Below are 17,406 nucleotides of genomic sequence, written 5' to 3' on the forward strand. Positions count from 1 at the left end.
CCGCGACCCAACGTAGCGAGTGGGTCTGACAGTCCCGCGAGAGCGAGAACGGCAGGCTGGACAAGGCGAGACGGGACGGCACGGCGGAGCGAGACCGAGCAGGGCGACGCGAGGCAGGGCGACGCGAGGCGACGCGAGGCAAGGCGGAGCGAGGCAAGGCGGAGCGCGGCAAGGCGCGGCGCGGCAAGGCGGTCCGCACGCGATGCCGCAGGCGAGCCGGCCCTACCGCGCACTCGTGGGTAGGCATCCCCACCTGCGAAGCACTCATTAGGCGAGCCCGTCCGAACGCGCGCTCACGTGATCCGCAGATCGCACACGATGCCGAAGGCGGAACGAACGCAAGGCCGAAAAGCCGAACGCCTCAGCACTTCTCCATCTGAGGGTTCCGGTTCTCCGCCGCCTCATCCACCTTCAACATCCCGCCCTCCCACACCAGCACGTACACCACCCGCCACCGAATACACCTCTCCGGCAACGCGGGCGGAGCCTTGGCTACGTCCTGAGTGGACACGAACGAGATCAACACCCGCAGCCGCCGAGTGACCACATCGGTCTCGACCCGCTGCACCACCATCCCGCCGTCCTGAGTGGTCTCGTACGCCGCAACCCAGGAAGCCTCAGGCGTGGACGAAACCCGCCGGGCCGACACCACTCCGCGCCAGGCGTCGAAGTCCCGGGAGTTGATCGCGTCGAAGTAGGCCTGCAGCACCCGCTGCACAGCGGTCCGATCGGGATGGGTGAACGAGTCCGGGCTGAGCCGGACCTCCGTGGACCCCGGCAACGGCCCGGCGACGGACGAGGACGCGACCACGGGCGCCCCCTTGGCCTCGGCCGGACGCGAGTACACGGTCCGGCCCACCATCCCTGCCGCCACCGCGGCACCGGTGATCACCACCACGGCCGGCACCAGCCAGCGGCTTGCCACGCTCCCCACACGCGCAGCCTAGCCGCACGACACGCCGGACAGCAGAGGGCCGCTCACGAAACGTGTCTCGTTACAACAAAACACGGATTTCACTCGAACGATTACATCACATAGGGATTTGGGCGGTTGCATGTAGCAAGACAATGTTTGATACATAATAAGTCGGTAACCAATCTCATCCTACGAATGGGTTCCAACGGGCCATGCCTTACCGCCATTCGGCCGTATCAAACACGCAATGGCAGCCAATTTTGGCTTCACTCGTAAAGAGCAACCGACACAGCGCGTACACGAAGTTTGCACCCACCCAACTATACGTCGCGGTCGGACTGGAATACCGCAGCTCAGAGGCACCCCAGATCAGGAACGCCCCGGTGTCGTTTAGCGAAAACGCGGCATACCCCGACCAAACCGACCGGCAGCAAACATCTCAACCGGGTGAGATGGGCCCAAACCTCATCACGAGAAGTCACATACGCACCGGTAACCGAGGTTCTTTCGGACACGAACGGGGTACCCATATGACCCTAACGGCGGATTCCCCATAGCTCCGAGATTGTGCGGAAATATGCGCATCAAAGAAACGAAAAACGAGTCAGGGAGGCGAATTCGGTGGACCTCAGATACGAGGCGTACTGCTTCGCGGATCGGCAGTTCTACGATCTGCAGAGCAGCACCGAAACCACTCCCGCGGACGACTTCTCCACCGAACTCCCCGCGCTTCCTCCCGACTGGGTCACGGTGGAGCGCAACGTGTGGCGGCACCACCACCCGACGGGTGTGCAGCTCCCCAACCAAGGGTGGAAGATCCACGTTTCCGCTGGACTCGACAACGCCGGCAAGGTGCTCAAGGCGGCTTTCGACTACTGCGTCGAGCGCCGGATCCCGTTCAAGTACCTGCAGACGATCTCGATCGTGCTCGCCCGCAACTCGAAGTACGCGCCCCGTGAGGGCAGTGGCAAGCTGATCACGATCTACCCGACGGGCACGGAGCAGCTCCGGCAGATCCTCACCGAGCTCGGCGCCCTGCTCTCCGGCGAACACGGGGCCTACGTCCTGAGCGACCTGCGGTACGGCAAGGGCCCGCTCTACGTGCGCTACGGCGGATTCTCCGAGCAGTGGCTCGAGGTCGACGGGCAGCAGGTGCTCGCGATCGAGGGGCCGGACGGCGAGCTCGTCGCGGACAAGCGCAAGCCGGTCTTCAGCGTGCCGGAGTGGGTCGAGCTGCCGGACTTCCTGGCGCCGCACCTCGCCGAGCGCAACGCAGGCGACCCGGAAGCCTTCCCGTACCAGATCAAGCGATCACTGCACTTCTCCAACGGCGGCGGTGTCTACCTGGCGACGCGCAAGAGCGACGGCAGGGAGGTCGTGCTCAAGGAGGCACGGCCGCACGCCGGACTCGACCGCGAGGGCCGCGACGCCGTGGCACGGCTGGAGCTCGAACACCAGATCCTCACCAGGCTGAGCGGCGTCCAGGGCGTGCCGGAGGTGTACGACCGCTTCACCGAGTGGGAGCACCTCTTCGTCGCGATGGAGTTCATGCCGGGGCGCTCGCTCGGGCAGTGGCTCGGCCACAACTACCCCTTGACGCACAAGGAGGCCACCGACGAGAAGCTCGCCGAGTACCGGGAGCGCGCGCTCACCCTCGTCGGCAAGGTCGAGGACCTGATGGCGCGGGTGCACGACCGCGGGGTCGTGTTCGGCGACCTGCACACGCTCAACATCCTGGTCGATGACGACGACGAGATCTCGCTGATCGACTTCGAGCTGTCGTCCACGATCGAGAACGTGCACCGGCCCACGCTCGGAGCGCCGGGTTTCCAGGCGCCCGCGGACCGCGAGGGCTTCGAGATCGACGAGCACCCGCTGGCCGCGCTCAAGCTGTGGATCTTCCTGCCGCTCAACACGGTGCTGGAGCTCGCACCCGCGAAGCTCCCCCAGCACCTGCAGGTGATCAAGCAACGTTTCGGGCTCTCCGACGAGTACTGCCAGTCGATCGCCGGCGTGCTCACCTCGCGCGTCGACCCGCCCGCCGACCCGGCGTTCACCCAGTTCGACGAGGAGAACCCGGACTGGACGGTCGTGCGCAAGGAGATCGCCACGGCGATCCTGCACAGCGCGACTCCGCAACGGACCGACCGGCTGTTCCCCGGCGACATCGAGCAGTTCGAGGTCGGCGGCACGTGCTTCGGTCACGGCGCGGCGGGTGTGCTGCACGCGCTCGACGTCAGCGGTGAAGGCCGCTACCCCGAGCACGAGGACTGGCTGATCAGGACCGTGCTGCAGGATCCGCCGAAACAGCCGGGTTTCTTCGTCGGCGCACACGGCATCGCTCACGTGCTGGAGAACTTCGGCCACCACGACGTCGCGACCGAACTGGTCGAGCGCTATGCCGCGCTCGTCCCCGCCACGCAGGACCACGGGCTGAGTGCCGGACTGTCCGGCATCGGGCTCAACCTGCTGCACTTCGCGGACACCCGCCGCGACGACAGCTTCGCCGCGCACGCCGAGGAACTGGCCGAACGGCTCGCGAAGCAGCTGGCCGGCGCACCGGGACCCGGTGACAAGGCCAGGGCCGGTCTGCTGCACGGCTGGTCGGGACCCGCGTTGTTCTTCCTGCGGATGTTCGAGCACACCGGCGAACGACGCTGGCTCAGGGTGTCCGAGCAGGCGCTCGAACGCGACCTGGCCGAGACGATGGTCGCGCTGGACGGATCGCTGCAGGTGCGCGACGGCACCTTCCGGTCCTTGCCGTACGTCGGCATCGGTGGTGCGGGCATCGCGATGGTGCTCACCGAGTTCGCCGCGGTGGCACCGGAACGCCCGTGCGTCGAGAAGCTGCCAGGACTGCTCAGCGGCTGCACCGGCGAGTTCGTCATCCAGCCCGCCTTCACGCTGGGCAGGGCCGGACTCATGGCCACCCTCGCTCACGCGACGCGCCACCGGCCGGACGAACAGCTCGAACACTCGGTCCAGGTGCACCTGCGGGCACTCGGCTGGCACGCCGTGCGCTTCGGTGCCGGGATCGCGTTCCCCGGCATCCAGCTGCGCCGGCTCTCCATGGACCTCAACACCGGCGGCGCGGGCGTTCTGCTCGCCATCGCGTCCACAGTGGACGGCCGCTCACCACTGCCCTTCCTGGGCTCACGAACGCCGGTCCTCACCGACCGGTAGCAAGAAGATCGATTCCTCGAATTAGGAGACAGTCATGGGCTTCATCCTCGACATGCAGGACCTCGAGACCCCCGAGGCGCCGAGCAACGCGATGGCGTCGGGTGGCGGCGGCGGTGGCGGCTCCACGACCGCGTCGAACGCGTCGCTGCTGCTCCCGTGCTCGCACAGCACCGTCAGCCTGCTGGCCTGCTGACATCGCCTCAACTGAACCACCGCGGTGAGTGAGCGGCATAGGCGAAGTATGCCGCTCACCCGCCAACTGCAGGGCCCGGCAGCCGGCCAGCTGTCGGGCCCTTGCTCATGATGCGCCCTGACGACCCCCGGAGGAACAGCCGATGGCCAGACCCGGTGACGCTCTGCTGTTCTCCGTCGTGCGGCGGGACGTACGCCCGTGGCTGCTGCTGCTCAACGCCGCGGTGGCCACCACCAGCGCCCTGTTGCTCCCCACCGCGCTCGCCAACGCCGTGGACATGGCGTTGAGCGGAACGTTCGTACTGGTCACCGTCCTGTTGCTGCTCCTGCTCGCGGCCGTGGAGATCGTCGGGGACGCGATCGGCATCGTGCTCGCGGCGAGCATCACGGCCCGCGCCACCGCGTGGCTGCGCAAGCGGCTTTCCCGCCATCTCCTCCTGCTCGGTCATCCGCCGCGGTTCGCCGCGGGTGACGCGGTGAGCAGGCTGACCGGTGACTGCGGCAACGCCGGCGGTGTCGTGGTCACCGTGCTGTCCCTGGTCATCGCCGCGGTGTCGTCGGTGGGTGCCGTCGTCGCACTGGCGTTGCTGGACTGGCGGCTCGCCGCGGTGTTCGCGGTGAGCGTCCCGCTGGCAACGTTCCTGGTCCGCTCCCACATGCAGCTCACCGCCGACGACGTGCTGGCCTACCAGGAGGTCTCCGGCGAGATCTCGGCCCGCCTGCTCGACGCGGTGGCCGGCAGGCACACGATCGCCGCGGCGGGCATCGCCGACCGCGAGTCCGGACGGGTGTTGCAGCCACTCCCCCGCCTCGCCGCGGCGGGCGCCGGCATGTGGCGCACTCAGGCGAAGATGATGTGGCGCGCGGGTCTCCTGCTGCCGGCGGTCGAGCTGGCCGTGCTCGTCGCCGCCGGTTTCGGCATTCTCCAGGGCAGGCTGAGCACCGGTGACGTGCTCGCCGCCCTCGGCTACACCGCGCTCGGCATGGGCATCGTCGGGCAGATTCCGCAGCTCACCGCCCTGGAACGCACGCGCGCCTCCGCCACCAGGATCGCCGAGGTCCTCGACACCCCGGTACCGGGAAAAGCCGTCTCCGCGCCGTCGAGCGGGTGCATTCAGCTGCGCGACGTCAGCGTGGAAGGCGCGCTGCACGACGTGAGCCTGACGATCCCCGCAGGTGCGTTCACCGCCGTGGTCGGCAGTTCCGGCGCCGGCAAGTCGACGCTGGCGGCGGTGCTCGGCGGACTGTCCCCTGTGGACTCGGGCGAGGTGTCGGGAGAGGGTTCCGTCGGCTACGCCTTCGAGCGTCCCGCGCTGCTGGGCGCGACCATCGGCCGTTCGATCGGCTATGGAACGGACGCGGACGAGATCCAGGTGCGGGACGCGGCCGTCGCCGCTCAGGTGCACGACGTGCTGATCCGTCTGCCGCAGGGCTACGAGACCCCGCTGGCCGACGCCCCGTTGTCCGGTGGCGAGGCGCAACGGATCGGCCTCGCCCGCGCGATCGTGAGAGATCCCAAGGTGCTCGTGCTCGACGACGCCACCGCCAGTCTGGACACCGTGACCGAGGCCAAAGTGGACAAGGCACTGACGACAGCACTTCCCGGCCGGACCAGGGTGGTGGTGACGCATCGCCCGGCCACGGCCGCGAGAGCCGATCTCGTGGTGTGGCTGGAAGACGGCCGGATCCGCGGCACCGGCACCCACCGGGAGCTGTGGACCGACGAGGACTACCGCGCCGTGTTCACCGGGGGCGAGTGATGCGTTTCTACCTCTCCACGCTGGCAGGACACCGCAGAGGCGTCCTGATCCTGCTCGGCTGGTCCATGCTCGAGGGCATCCCGGCGTTCTTCGGCGGCAAGCTCGTCGGCACCGCCGTCGACCAGGGCTTCGCCGCGGGAGATCCGCTGGCCGGCGTGCTGTGGCTGCTCGCGTTCGCCGCGCTCGCGGTGGCGGGCGCACTCGGCCAGCGGCAGGTGTTCGCTCGACTCGGCGACGTCGTCGAGCCCATGCGCGACGCTCTGGTCACGCGGGTCGTGAACGGTGTGCTGGACGACCCGACGCACCGCAGGACACCGGACGCCAGCGCGGTCGCCATGATCACCAGGCACGTCGAGGTGGTGCGCGACGCCACCGCGGGCGTTCTGGTGCAGGCTCGTGCACTTCTGGTCACGACGGTCGCCGCGCTCATCGGCCTCGCGACCACGGCCGCCGCGCTGATCTGGCTGGTCGTGCTGCCGATCGTGGCCGCACTGGTGCTCTTCGGCCTGCTGCTTCCCTCGCTGGCCAAACGACAACGCGATGTCGTGATGGCCGACGAAGGCACGGCGGAAGCGTCCGGCGCGGTGCTGACCGGGCTGCGCGACGTCGCCGCCTGCACCGCGTCGGCCGAGGCGTACCAGGACGTCGCGAGGCAGGTCGACCGACAGGCCAGAGCCTCCGTCACCGTCGCGTGGGCGAACGCGTTGCGCGCCACGGTGATCGCGATCGGCGGCTTCACCCCGATCGTGATGCTGGTCGCGTTCGCTCCCCCGCTGGTCGCCTCAGGACAGCTCACCACGGGTGCTGTCCTGGCGGCGGTCGTCTACCTGACCAGCAGCGTGAACCCCGCGCTGCACGGCCTGGCCCGCACCACCAGCACCGTCGTGATGCGGTTGATGGTCGCGCTCAAACGACTTCAGGAGGCCGCGCCGCGCTCCGGCGGGGAGATCGGCACCGAGATCCCGGCCAACGGCGAGTTCGTGCTGCGGGACGTCACGTTCGGCTGGAGCCCGGACGCGGAACCGGTGCTGCGCGGCCTGTCGCTCGACCTGCGCCCCGGCGACCACCTCGCGGTGGTCGGCCCGTCCGGCATCGGCAAGTCCACAATGGCCAGTCTGCTCACCGGCCTGATGCCACCGGACAACGGCTGTGTCCTGTTCGGCGGTGCCCCCGTCGACCGGGTGGCGCCGACGATCAGGCACCACGCGATCGCACTGATTCCGCAGGAGACCTACCTGTTCACGGGCACCGTGCGAGAAAACCTCACGCTTCTCGCGCCGTGGGCGACCGACGAGGATCTCGTCGACGCGGTGAAAAAGGTCGGCGCCAAACCACTTCTGGACGGACTCGGTGGCCTGGACGCTCTGCTCGGCCATGGCGGAGAAGGACTTTCCGCTGGTGAGGCCCAACTGCTGGCGCTCGCGCGGGTGTTCGTCACGTCCGCGAGCGTCGTCATCCTCGACGAGGCGACCTCGCACCTGGACCCCGCCGCCGAAGCCAGGGTCGAACGGGCTTTCGCGCGACGGGACGGGATTCTCGTGGTGATCGCGCACCGGCTGAGCTCGGCGCTGCGAGCGAACCGCGTGCTGGTCATGGACGGCGGCAAGCCGTTGCTCGGCTCCCACGAGCACCTGCTCAAGACGTCCGCGCTCTACGGGCAGCTCATGCTGGCCTGGGATCCCACCCACCGCGAGGAAACCCCGCTGCCCAAACGGTGAGCGGGGTCCACACAGGACTAAACAGTTCCGTCAGCCGACACGGTGCAGCCAGGTCACCGGAGCGCCGTCGCCCGCGCGACGGAACGGTTCCAGCGCGTCGTCCCACGCCGCACCGAGCAGCTCGTCGACGCCGTGCGCGAAGGATTCGCCGCCTCTGGCACGTACAGCCAGTGACCTCAGCTGGTCCTCGTTCACGACGATGTCACCGTTCGCCGACGTACGGGCGTGCCACAGCCCCAAAACGGGTGCGAAACAGAAGCGCTCGCCGTCCTGACCGGAGGACGGTTCCTCGGTCACCTCGAACCTGAGCATGGGCCACGCGCGCAGCGCAGCCACTAGTTTGGCGCCGGTGCCGGCGTCTCCGGTCCATGCGCATTCAGCGCGCAACTGGCCTGGTGCCGCGGGTTGCGCTGCCCACCTGAGGTCTACCCGGACACCGAGGGTGCCCGAGATCGCCCACTCGACGTGCGGACAGACCGCAGACGGCGACGAGTGGACGTAAACCACGCCACTGGTGCTGCCACGGGTGTTCACTGCTGACCTCCGCTACTCGACGAGGGACGTCTTCCCCTACGCCTTTGTCGAGTGTGAGGTGATCACCGTGGAACCCGTTCGCTGCATTCTGCCTCGACTTGAGGCAAGTCCGCCATAAGAACCAGCTCGATCATCACCCGACCGGGGCAGATACAGGTCTTAAGTCCCGATCTCCCGGCCGAGCGATGCCTGATCGTGATCTACAGAGCGTTTACCGCGGCCACCACGTCGACTAGACCCGTGCCCTTGTCGAACGACGAGGTGTAGGGGCCGACAGGCCCGTAACCGGTGCCGTACTTGTGGGCCGTCGACTTCAGCGCCCGCTCGATGTCGGCCGGGGTCGCGGAAGGCTTGGCCTGGAACAGCTGTGCGACGATCCCGGCGATGTGCGGCGCCGCCATCGACGTGCCGCTGATCGTGTTGAAAGTGCCGAGGTCGAGCAGTCCCGGTCCGTTCTGCGGATTCAGGCCGGTCGCGCAGATCGGCAGGTAGAGCCGGCACGACGAGGTGATGTTCTCCCCCGGCGCCGAGATGTCCGGCCACGTCGCGGAGTCCGTGGCGAGACCGCGGGACGAGAAGTCCGACACGGCGCCGTCGCGGGTACCGGTCTCCTGGTCGTTGTAGGAGGCGACAGAGATCACGCCGGGGGTCGGGTCGATGCCCGGCGGGTTGGACAGGTTCGCTGAACCATCGCCGCCGTCGTTGCCGTTCGCCCACACCACGACGACGCCTTCGGCCACGAGCTGTCGTTGCAGTTTGACAGTGACCGACTCAGGGTCGAACGCACCGCCGCCAGATGGCCCATAGGAGTTGTTGATCACCTTGATCGGCGGGCAGGTCGAGGCGGGCACACCGGCGCCGCACGGGGCCCGGTGGTTCTCCAGCACCCAGTTCAGCGCGGCGTCCGCGCCGAGGATGAGGATCGCCGCCCCGGTCGAGATCACGACGCCCTTCGCGCCCGGCGCCGCGCCGTGGATCACCGGTCCGCCGGTGGTCTGCACGTCGCCGCCGATCGCGATGCCGGTGACGTGGGTGCCGTGGCCGCCCAGCGACGTCGTGTCGGTGTCGAGGAAGTTCGGCACCGGCACGATGCAGTTCGTCTGCGTCGAACCGTCCAGGCACAGGCTCTTCAGGTTGCGGACGATCCGGCCGCCGAACGACGGGTGGTTCGGGTCGACGCCCGAGTCGATCACCGCGACCGACACTCCCGCGCCGGTCAGCCCGAGGCTGTTGCGGGCGTCGAGGCCACGCGTGGCGGTGTGCGAGGTCGACCCGAGGAACTTGATCTGTCGCTGGACCTCGACGCGCGTCACGCCCGCTTTGGCCCTGGCGGAGGAGATCTGCGCGGAGTCACCCCGCGCGGCCACCACGCCGATCTTGCGGAAGCTCGTGAGCTTCTGCAGACCGGCCGCTTCCACCGCCTGTTCCGCGGCGGTGATGTCGGCTCCGTGAACGTAGACCGTGGAGGTCGGTGCGGCCGTCGCGACAGGGGATGCGACGGCCACCAGCAGTACGGCGAGCAGTGCAGCGCGTGTGTACATGGACCCTCCGTGAACATTGGCAGGCAATCCATCTAACGAGTGATCCACTTATCGGTGACGGGCATCACTCAATGTCTCGACCGGCTGCGTTGGGACGACCCCGGACCGCTACGGTGTCCCCCCGTGCGGAAAGGTAGGGACTCGTGCGGCTGATCCGTCTGGGCGCTGAACCCTCGGCCATTGGGGCGGACGTCCGCGCCGCCCTCACGGCCTGCGGCGCGGGTACCCAAGCTCTGGGTGGCGTTGCGCTCATCGGCGTGCAACCACCCGACTGCCCGGTGCCGCTGGACGCGATCGTCGTGCTGCCCAAGGGCGTTCTCGTGATCGTCGGCGTCGACCTGCCCGACCCCGCGCTGAAACTGGAAGCACCGCTCGGCGGTCCGTGGACGATCGACGGCTGGCCGCTGGTCGCCCAGGACGGCGCGCCCAACCCTGCGACCGAGGCGGTGGCGGCGGCGACCGCGGTGGCGCAGCGGATCCAGGCGATGCGCGCGGAACCGCTCCCGGTGAGCACCGTCGTGGCGGTCGGCCCGTTCGTCGATCAGGTCGTGCAGCCGACGGTCGACCTCAACCGCGGCGTGCGGGTGCTGCACCCCAAACCGTCCACTTTGCTCAGTGCGGCCCGTGAACTCGCGACGTCGACGGTGCCCTGCACGGCCGACCACGCCGTGAAGCTCCTCGCGATCCTGCAGACCACCGGCACGCCGCCGGACGCGCGGTCGCTGCTCTCCGAGGGTTTCAGCGACGCGGTGTCCGATCTCGCGTCCGCCAACACGATGCTGATCCCCAAGGCCGCGATGGGGCAGCTCATCTCCCGCAAACGCTTGCCGGGCAAGCTGACCTGGCCGTACCTCGCGGTCGCGGCGGTGGTCGCGCTGATCCTCGTCACCTGGCTGGTGGTGGCGCTGCCCGGCGACGACAAGCCGGCCGACGCGACGCCCGCGCCGACGTCCGCGCAGCCGACGACGGTGGTCGTGGACGGCACGACGTTCGTGCCGAAGGAGATGAAGAAGGACCAGGACTGCCAGGCGCAGGCGTTCGGCGACGTGAAGGCGTGGCTGATCGCGAACGACTGCGGCGTGCTGCTGCGCGCCACCTACGAGACGACGGTGCAGGGCAAGCCGGCGACCGTGCTGGTGGCGGACATGGACCTGTACGACGCGCCCAGCGCGAAGTCGTTGCACGCGGTCGTCGTGCTGCCGGGATCCGGTGGCGTGCACGGCCTGGACGGCAAACCGCTGGAGAACGCGGCTTTCGCGAACGGCACCAAGGGCAGCCACGTGACGCTGGCGTTCGCGGTGTGGTCCGGCGGCGCGGGCGACCAGACGCTCGATCCGATCGCCAAGCAGGCGTTGCGGCTTCCCACCACCCGGTAGAGGGTGGAGAGCATGGTCGGACAACTTCGTTCAGTGGTGCTTGACTGCCCGAATCCCTCCGAACTGGCGTCGTTCTACGAGAACCTGCTCGGTGCCGAACGGCTGGCCGGTGGTGACGACACGTGGGTGGTGATCGTCACCGGAGGCACGCGGATCGCGTTCCAGCTCGCGCCGGAGTACCAGCCGCCCGCGTTCCCCGATCCGCGCGGCTCGCAGCAGTTCCACCTCGACGTGCTGGTGGAGGACGTCGAGGAGGCCGAGCCGAAGGTGCTGGAGCTCGGCGCGAAGCTGGTGAGCAAGGACAACGACGACACGTTCCGGGTGTACACGGACCCGGTCGGGCACCCTTTCTGCCTCGTGTGGCTTTCCTGATCCAGGCCTAATGTGGCGCCATGGACTTCGACGTCATCGTCATCGGTGGTGGCCCCGTAGGTGAGAACGTGGCTTGGCGGACGGCCGCGGGTGGCCTGTCCACCGCCATGATCGAGAAGGAGCTCGTCGGCGGCGAGTGCTCGTACTGGGCGTGCATGCCTTCGAAGGCGCTGCTGCGTTCCGGGCACGCGCTCGCCGCCGCGAAGCGGGTCAAGGGTGTGGTCGGCGGGTCGCTCGACGCGGCCGCGGTGCTGGAGCGGCGCACCGGTTTCACCTCCAACTGGGACGACACCGGCCAGGTCAAGTGGGCCGAGTCGGAGAACATCCACGTCATCCGCGGCGACGGTGAGGTCACCGGCGAGCGTGAGGTCACCGTGGGCGGAGAGGTGTACCGCGCCCGCCAGGCCGTGGTGGTGTGCACCGGCAGCGTGCCGAAGATGCCGCCGCTGGAAGGTCTTGCCGACACTCCTGTGTGGACTTCGCGCGAGGCCACGTCGGCCCGTGAGGTGCCGGAGTCGCTGGTCGTGCTCGGCGGCGGTGTCGTCGGCGTCGAGATGGCGCAGGCGTGGGCGCGGCTCGGCTCGAAGGTGAAGCTGGTGGTGTCCGGTGACCGGCCGCTGCCGAAGTTCGAGGAGTTCGTCGGCCCGCTGGTCGTGGAGGGCCTGGAGGAGGACGGCGTCGAGGTGCTGCTGGGCGGCCGCGCCTCGTCGATCAAGCCGGGCGAGCTGACGTTGCAGGACGGCCGCGTCGTGCGGGGGGCGCACATCCTCGTCGCGACCGGGCGGGTACCGGCGACCAAGGACGGCAAGCCGCTGACCATCGACGACTCCGGTCTGGTGGCCGGTGTGGACGGCCGGTGGCTGTACGCGGCCGGTGACGTCACCGGGAGGGCGTTGCTGACGCACCAGGGCAAGTACCAGGGGCGGGCGGTCGGCACGGCGATCCTGGAGCGGTCGCGCGGGTTCGAGCCGAAGCAGTGGTCGGCGGGCCAGGCGTGGGCCGATCACGTGGCGGTGCCGCAGGTCGTGTTCACCGACCCCGAGGTGGCGTTCGTCGGGCACACCGCCGAGGAGGCGCGGGCTCAGGGCCGCGACGTGAAGGTGGTCGACCTGGACATCGCGGTCGCCGGGTCGTCGCTGCACGCCGACGGTTACAAGGGCAAGGCGCGGATGGTCGTGGACGAGCGCACGCGCACGCTGGTCGGTGTCACGTTCGTCGGCCAGGACGTCGCCGAGCTGCTGCACTCGGCCACCGTCGCGATCGTCGGGGAGGTGACCGTGGACCGGTTGTGGCACGCGGTGCCCTCGTACCCGACGATCAGCGAGGTGTGGCTGCGGTTGCTGGAGTCCTACGGGCTCTGAACCGGATCCTGGGGTTTCTCCAACACCGACCCCAGCATGCCGGTGAGCAGTTCGTTCGCCGTGCCGACCACGTACGCGCGGTCGTCCTCGTCGACCCGTTCGGCGAGCTTGAACAGCGCGTCCGCGGTCTGCACGGCGATCCGGAACGTCAGCATCACCGGGGCGTCGCCGTGGGCGCCGAACCGGTTGACGAACATCTCCGCCAGCCGTTCGGCCATCAGCTCGTACTGGTCGACGCTGGAGTCGAGCCGGTGGCTGTCCAGCATGTCGCTGAACCGCACCCGGCCGAAGCCCGGCACGTCCGTCAGCATCCGCATGTACACCGCGACGATCTGCGCCATGGCCTCGCGCCACGTGTCCGCGATCAGATCCGCGGCGAACAGTTCCCCGACCTCGCGGAGATAGGTCTCCATACCGCGAAGTGCCAGAGCGTGCACAACGGATCGTTTGTCGGGGAAGTACTGATAGAAGGAACCAATGGGCACTCCGGCCACATCGACGATGCGAGCTGTGGTGATGTCGTCGTAGTCGTATTCGTTCAGCAGGCTCGCACAAGCGTCCAGGATCGCGGAGACAGTCGCCGCGCCGCGCTGTTGCACAGGCTGCCGGCGCATCACCCTGGCTAACCTGCCTTTTGCCGGATCTTCATGCACACGAACATCTTTATCCATAAGTGTGCTCATTGCCCAGCACAGGTTCCTGACAGGTTCAGCCCGGATCTCCACGCCGTTTGCGGTGAACCACCCAGCCGAAGTCCACGAGACAGACGACGGCGAGTAGTAAAAGCAGGATTCCAAGCCAGGTGAAGTCGGCTCGCAGCGCCAGCCAGCCCGCGACCGAGTTGAAGACCAGCCCGAACCCGGCCAGCCACAACCGCAAGGTCAGCGCACTGCGCGGGGGCGCCGGAGGCGGCAGGTAGTCGCTCACCTCATCCGGTTTCCCGCAGCAACGGGACCTCAACCCGCCTCAACTGGCGCGGAGGTTTCGTCACATAGGGACGAACGAGACGGGTCAGGGCCAGACCAGGAGCGATGAGCGGGACCACGGCGGTCAGCACGGCGGCGGTGATGCCCGCTCGCACGACGTCCTTCGGCATGACGGCGACGCGGTCGACGACGAACGCGCGCCGCCCGGTGATCGACACGGCCGCGAGGACGAGCAGGAACACGACCATGCTGAGCATCGCCCGCTGCACCGCGTGCTCGTACCCGGCCGCCTCTCCCGCGACGAGCACCGCGAACCACCCGGCGAGAGCAGGCAGCTGACCCTGTTCGGTGGTGGCCGCCCAGCTCAGACCGCCGAGCGTGGCGAGCCAGGCGAGGACCTCCGCGCGCTCCTGAGCCCATAGGGATGCCGAATCGAGGGGAATGCCGGTCCAGGCGAGTAGCCCGAGCGGGCTCAGGGGGTTCTCGGCGAGCTGGCCGAGCACCCAGGCGAGCGTCCACGCGGACAGCAGGACCGCCACGACGAGCTGCCACCGGGGCCGGCGCACCACGCAACGGGCGAGCCGGACGATCTCCGCACGCGTCATACCCCCACCTTGCCGTTTCCTGGTGGTTTGCGGAGAAACGTCACCCCAACGCTCACCCTGTCGGCCCCCGTCCGAGGCGGTTCCTCACGCAGCGCTATCCACGATCGGGGGACAGATCTTTTCTAGACTGACGACATGAGCATTGATCAGCTTCTGCGTCTTCCCAGCTACCTGATGCTCGGGCTGGTGAGGGAGGCGCGCCGGATCGGGCGGGCGGACCTGCGGGGTCCTCACCTGACGGTGCTCGCATACCTCTCCGAACAGGAGGCGGTGGCGCAGAAGCGGATCAGCGACCGGGTGCGGATGGATCCGAGCGACCTCGTGTCGGTGCTCGACGTGCTCGAGGGCTTCGGGTTCGCCCAGCGCAGACGCGACGAGAAGGACCGGCGGCGGTTCACCGTGTCGATCACCGAAGAGGGCAGGCAGGCGCTGCTGGAGCGACTGGAGGCAGCGCGGGCACATGAGGACGAGCTGCTGGCGCCGTTGACTCCGCACGAGCGCGATACGTTGGCCACACTGCTGCGTAAGGCGTACCTGCATCACGCTGATATGCGTGTAGATTAGACAGTCTGCGCTCAGCGACCACAGCGCGGGCAGGACAGTGCGAATCGGAATAAAAGCCGACGCCGCATGATATCGAGAAATGAGGCAAGTTGTCAAGCCCCTCCGATGACCTCCGGCTCGCCGAAATGGAGCCGGAGCAGGAATACGTGGCCATGTTGTACGGCCGGCTCGACGACCTCCGCGAACAGACGTCGAAACGACTCGCACAATCGTTGCGACAAACCGGCGGCACGCATCAGATGCGGTCCGAGCGCGACACCTCCGTCGCGATGTACACAGATCAATTGGCCCAGTACAGCGCGGTCGAGAACGGACTCGCGTTCGGCAGGCTCGATTTCCACAACGACGACCGCTTCTACATCGGCCGAATCGGTCTCTTCGACGAGGACAAGGATTACGAGCCGCTGCTGATGGACTGGCGGGCGCCCGCCGCCAGGCCGTTCTACCTCGCCACCGCCGCCTCCCCTGACGGCGTGCGGCGGCGCAGGCACCTGCGGACCCGCTCGCGCAAGGTGATCGGCCTCGACGACGAGGTGCTCGACATCAACTCGGTCAGCCGCTCGTCCAAGGACAGCCTGACCGGCGAGGCGACGCTGCTCGCCGCGCTGAACGAGTCGCGCACCGGCCAGATGAGCGACATCGTCGCGACCATCCAGGCCGAGCAGGACAGGATCATCCGGTCCGAGCTCAACGGCGTCGTCGTCGTGCAGGGCGGACCCGGCACCGGCAAGACCGCCGTGGCCCTGCACCGGGCCGCGTACCTGCTGTACACCCACCGTCGCCAGCTGGCGAAACGCGGTGTTCTCGTCGTCGGTCCGAACACGACGTTCCTGCGCTACATCAGTCAGGTCCTCCCCTCCCTGGGTGAGACCGGCGTCCTGCTGTCCACGGTCGGCGAGCTCTACCCCAACCTGACCGCCACCGGCCGCGAGTCGGCAGCGGCGGCCGCGGTCAAGGGCCGCCTCGAGATGGCCGACGTGATCGCCGCGGCCGTGCGGGACCGCCAGGAGGCGCCGCCGTCCGTCGAGATCCGCTTCGACAACGACGTGCTGCGCCTGGACCGGCGGGCGATCGCCGAGGCACGGGGCAGGGCGCGCCGGACCCGTCGCGCGCACAACGAGGCACGCCGCACGTTCGCCCGCGAGATCATCTCGACGCTCTCGGGCATGGTGGCGAACCGGCTGGGCAATCATCTGCTCGACAAGGCGGACATCGACGACATCCGCCGCGAGCTGCGCGAGTCCCCGGAGGTCCAGGCCGCGATCTCGTCGCTGTGGCCGGTGCTGACGCCGTTCTCGCTGCTCTCGGAGCTCTACGCGAACCCGAAGCGCCGCAACCGCGCGATGTCGAAGTTCACCCGCGAGGAACGCGACCTGCTGCAGCGCGTGGGCGACGACTGGACGCCGGCGGACGTGCCGTTGCTGGACGAGGCAGCCGAACTGCTCGGTGAGGACGACACGGAGGCCAAGGCCCGCGCCGAACGCCAGCGCCGCCAGGCCGTCGAGTACGCCCAGGGAGTTCTCGACATCCTCGACCTGGAGGACGACGCGGACCCCGACATGCTGACGGCCACGGACCTGATGGACGCGTACCGACTGGCCGAGCGTCACGGCGTCGACCGCTACGAGACCGCCGCGGAACGTGCCGCGGCCGACCGCACCTGGACGTTCGGCCACATCATCGTGGACGAGGCCCAGGAGCTGTCGGCGATGGCGTGGCGCACGCTGATGCGCCGCTGCCCCAGCAAGTCCATGACGGTCGTGGGCGACATCGCGCAGACCGGTGACATCGGCGGCGCCACCTCGTGGGGTTCCGTGCTGTCGCCGTACGTGCAGAACCGTTGGCGCCTCACGGAACTGACGGTCAACTACCGCACGCCGGCCGAGATCATGGAGGTGGCCGCGGACGTGCTCGCCTCGGTCGACGCCTCCCTGGTGCCGCCGACGTCGGTGCGCGAAACCGGTGTGGCGCCCTGGGTCTCGACGGTGACGTCGTACGCGTCCGAGGTGCCCGCCCTGATCGCGCGCGAGGTCACCGCGGTCGGCGACGGCAAGATCGCGGTGATCGTGCCGGCCGCGCTGCTGTCGTCGGTGGGCTCCGCCGTGGCGTCGTCGGTTCCGAACTCCTCCGTCGGCAACGAACTGGAGGAGGCGCAGGTCGTAGTGCTCGGTGTGACCGACGCGAAGGGCCTGGAGTTCGACGCGGTGGTCGTGGTCGACCCGGACGGCATCCTCGCCGAGTCGCCGCGTGGCGCGTCGGACCTGTACGTCGCGCTGACCCGTGCCACGCAACGGCTCGGCGTCGTGCACACCGGGACGCTGCCAGATGTGCTATCCCGGTTGAAGGACGTTTCGTAGC

General features: G+C 68.6%; 15 protein-coding genes. 9 read left to right on the plus strand and 6 right to left on the minus strand.

Annotated features, from left to right (window positions below):
* Positions 1 to 361: 361 nt before the first annotated feature.
* The gene (locus ACIRG5_RS43865; RefSeq protein ID WP_402916577.1) at positions 362 to 934 is read right to left on the minus strand and encodes a hypothetical protein; all 573 of its coding nucleotides are present in this window, start codon (positions 932 to 934) and stop codon (positions 362 to 364) included.
* Between the two features lie 603 nt (positions 935 to 1,537).
* On the opposite strand from ACIRG5_RS43865, the gene lanKC reads away from it, so the two are divergent.
* From lanKC to ACIRG5_RS43885, 4 genes are all read left to right on the plus strand, one after another.
* Positions 1,538 to 4,099 carry a class III lanthionine synthetase LanKC gene (lanKC, locus tag ACIRG5_RS43870; RefSeq protein WP_402916579.1) on the plus strand — a complete coding sequence of 854 codons (2,562 nt, stop codon included), beginning with the start codon at positions 1,538 to 1,540 and terminating at the stop codon, positions 4,097 to 4,099.
* 34 nt (positions 4,100 to 4,133) lie between these two features.
* Positions 4,134 to 4,292 (plus strand): SapB/AmfS family lanthipeptide, encoded by a 159-nt coding sequence (locus ACIRG5_RS43875; RefSeq protein ID WP_402916581.1) that lies wholly within the window; start codon positions 4,134 to 4,136, stop codon positions 4,290 to 4,292.
* A gap of 142 nt (positions 4,293 to 4,434) precedes the next feature.
* Positions 4,435 to 6,051, plus strand: coding sequence for an ABC transporter ATP-binding protein (locus ACIRG5_RS43880; RefSeq protein ID WP_402916583.1), 1,617 nt, complete (start codon positions 4,435 to 4,437; stop codon positions 6,049 to 6,051).
* Positions 6,051 to 7,769, plus strand: a complete 1,719-nt coding sequence (locus ACIRG5_RS43885) for an ABC transporter ATP-binding protein (protein WP_402916585.1) — start codon at positions 6,051 to 6,053, stop codon at positions 7,767 to 7,769. Before ACIRG5_RS43880 ends, ACIRG5_RS43885 begins: the two co-directional genes overlap by 1 nt.
* Positions 7,770 to 7,799: 30 nt before the next feature.
* Here the strand turns inward: ACIRG5_RS43885 and ACIRG5_RS43890 are convergent, their stop codons facing one another.
* Both ACIRG5_RS43890 and ACIRG5_RS43895 read right to left on the minus strand, forming a co-directional pair.
* Positions 7,800 to 8,303, minus strand: coding sequence for a DUF3145 domain-containing protein (locus ACIRG5_RS43890; RefSeq protein WP_402916587.1), 504 nt, complete (start codon positions 8,301 to 8,303; stop codon positions 7,800 to 7,802).
* A 200-nt stretch (positions 8,304 to 8,503) separates the two neighbouring features.
* The gene (locus ACIRG5_RS43895; protein ID WP_402916589.1) at positions 8,504 to 9,844 is read right to left on the minus strand and encodes a S8 family peptidase; all 1,341 of its coding nucleotides are present in this window, start codon (positions 9,842 to 9,844) and stop codon (positions 8,504 to 8,506) included.
* Between the two features lie 143 nt (positions 9,845 to 9,987).
* Between ACIRG5_RS43895 and ACIRG5_RS43900 the strand changes: the two genes are divergently transcribed.
* From ACIRG5_RS43900 to ACIRG5_RS43910, 3 genes are read left to right on the plus strand one after another with little or no spacing between them, the layout of a single operon-like run.
* Positions 9,988 to 11,220 (plus strand): hypothetical protein, encoded by a 1,233-nt coding sequence (locus tag ACIRG5_RS43900; protein WP_402916591.1) that lies wholly within the window; start codon positions 9,988 to 9,990, stop codon positions 11,218 to 11,220.
* A gap of 12 nt (positions 11,221 to 11,232) precedes the next feature.
* Positions 11,233 to 11,592: a VOC family protein gene (locus tag ACIRG5_RS43905; protein ID WP_402916593.1), complete on the plus strand. Its 360-nt coding sequence runs from the start codon at positions 11,233 to 11,235 to the stop codon at positions 11,590 to 11,592.
* 20 nt (positions 11,593 to 11,612) lie between these two features.
* Positions 11,613 to 12,953, plus strand: coding sequence for a dihydrolipoyl dehydrogenase family protein (locus tag ACIRG5_RS43910; RefSeq protein ID WP_402916595.1), 1,341 nt, complete (start codon positions 11,613 to 11,615; stop codon positions 12,951 to 12,953).
* Here the strand turns inward: ACIRG5_RS43910 and ACIRG5_RS43915 are convergent.
* From ACIRG5_RS43915 to ACIRG5_RS43925, 3 genes are read right to left on the minus strand one after another with little or no spacing between them, the layout of a single operon-like run.
* Complete coding sequence (locus tag ACIRG5_RS43915; protein ID WP_402916597.1) at positions 12,941 to 13,678, minus strand: TetR/AcrR family transcriptional regulator; 738 nt, start codon at positions 13,676 to 13,678, stop codon at positions 12,941 to 12,943. The two genes, ACIRG5_RS43910 and ACIRG5_RS43915, sit on opposite strands and share 13 nt — an antisense overlap.
* Positions 13,662 to 13,880, minus strand: a complete 219-nt coding sequence (locus ACIRG5_RS43920) for a DUF6343 family protein (protein ID WP_319978537.1) — start codon at positions 13,878 to 13,880, stop codon at positions 13,662 to 13,664. Before ACIRG5_RS43920 ends, ACIRG5_RS43915 begins: the two co-directional genes overlap by 17 nt.
* Before the next feature lies 1 nt (position 13,881).
* Positions 13,882 to 14,484, minus strand: coding sequence for a hypothetical protein (locus ACIRG5_RS43925; protein WP_402916599.1), 603 nt, complete (start codon positions 14,482 to 14,484; stop codon positions 13,882 to 13,884).
* Positions 14,485 to 14,619: 135 nt separating this feature from the next.
* Here ACIRG5_RS43925 and ACIRG5_RS43930 point away from each other — a divergent pair, with 135 nt between their 5' ends.
* Complete coding sequence (locus ACIRG5_RS43930) at positions 14,620 to 15,048, plus strand: MarR family winged helix-turn-helix transcriptional regulator (RefSeq protein ID WP_402916601.1); 429 nt, start codon at positions 14,620 to 14,622, stop codon at positions 15,046 to 15,048.
* Positions 15,049 to 15,173: 125 nt separating this feature from the next.
* The gene (locus tag ACIRG5_RS43935) at positions 15,174 to 17,405 is read left to right on the plus strand and encodes a HelD family protein (protein WP_402916672.1); all 2,232 of its coding nucleotides are present in this window, start codon (positions 15,174 to 15,176) and stop codon (positions 17,403 to 17,405) included.
* Position 17,406 lies beyond the last annotated feature (1 nt).

Origin of the sequence: Lentzea sp. NPDC102401 (assembly GCF_044765805.1) — a bacterium.
GTDB classification, from domain to species: Bacteria; Actinomycetota; Actinomycetes; order Mycobacteriales; family Pseudonocardiaceae; genus Lentzea; species Lentzea sokolovensis.

Coding starts and splice junctions, on each gene's coding strand:
- ACIRG5_RS43875 (WP_402916581.1), top strand. CDS start 4,134: ATGGGCTTCATCCTCGACATGCAGGACCTCGAGACCCCCGAGGCGCCG.
- ACIRG5_RS43880 (WP_402916583.1), top strand. CDS start 4,435: ATGGCCAGACCCGGTGACGCTCTGCTGTTCTCCGTCGTGCGGCGGGAC.
- ACIRG5_RS43885 (WP_402916585.1), top strand. CDS start 6,051: ATGCGTTTCTACCTCTCCACGCTGGCAGGACACCGCAGAGGCGTCCTG.
- ACIRG5_RS43895 (WP_402916589.1), bottom strand. CDS start 9,844: ATGTACACACGCGCTGCACTGCTCGCCGTACTGCTGGTGGCCGTCGCA.
- ACIRG5_RS43905 (WP_402916593.1), top strand. CDS start 11,233: ATGGTCGGACAACTTCGTTCAGTGGTGCTTGACTGCCCGAATCCCTCC.
- ACIRG5_RS43910 (WP_402916595.1), top strand. CDS start 11,613: ATGGACTTCGACGTCATCGTCATCGGTGGTGGCCCCGTAGGTGAGAAC.
- ACIRG5_RS43925 (WP_402916599.1), bottom strand. CDS start 14,484: ATGACGCGTGCGGAGATCGTCCGGCTCGCCCGTTGCGTGGTGCGCCGG.
- ACIRG5_RS43930 (WP_402916601.1), top strand. CDS start 14,620: ATGAGCATTGATCAGCTTCTGCGTCTTCCCAGCTACCTGATGCTCGGG.
- ACIRG5_RS43935 (WP_402916672.1), top strand. CDS start 15,174: ATGGAGCCGGAGCAGGAATACGTGGCCATGTTGTACGGCCGGCTCGAC.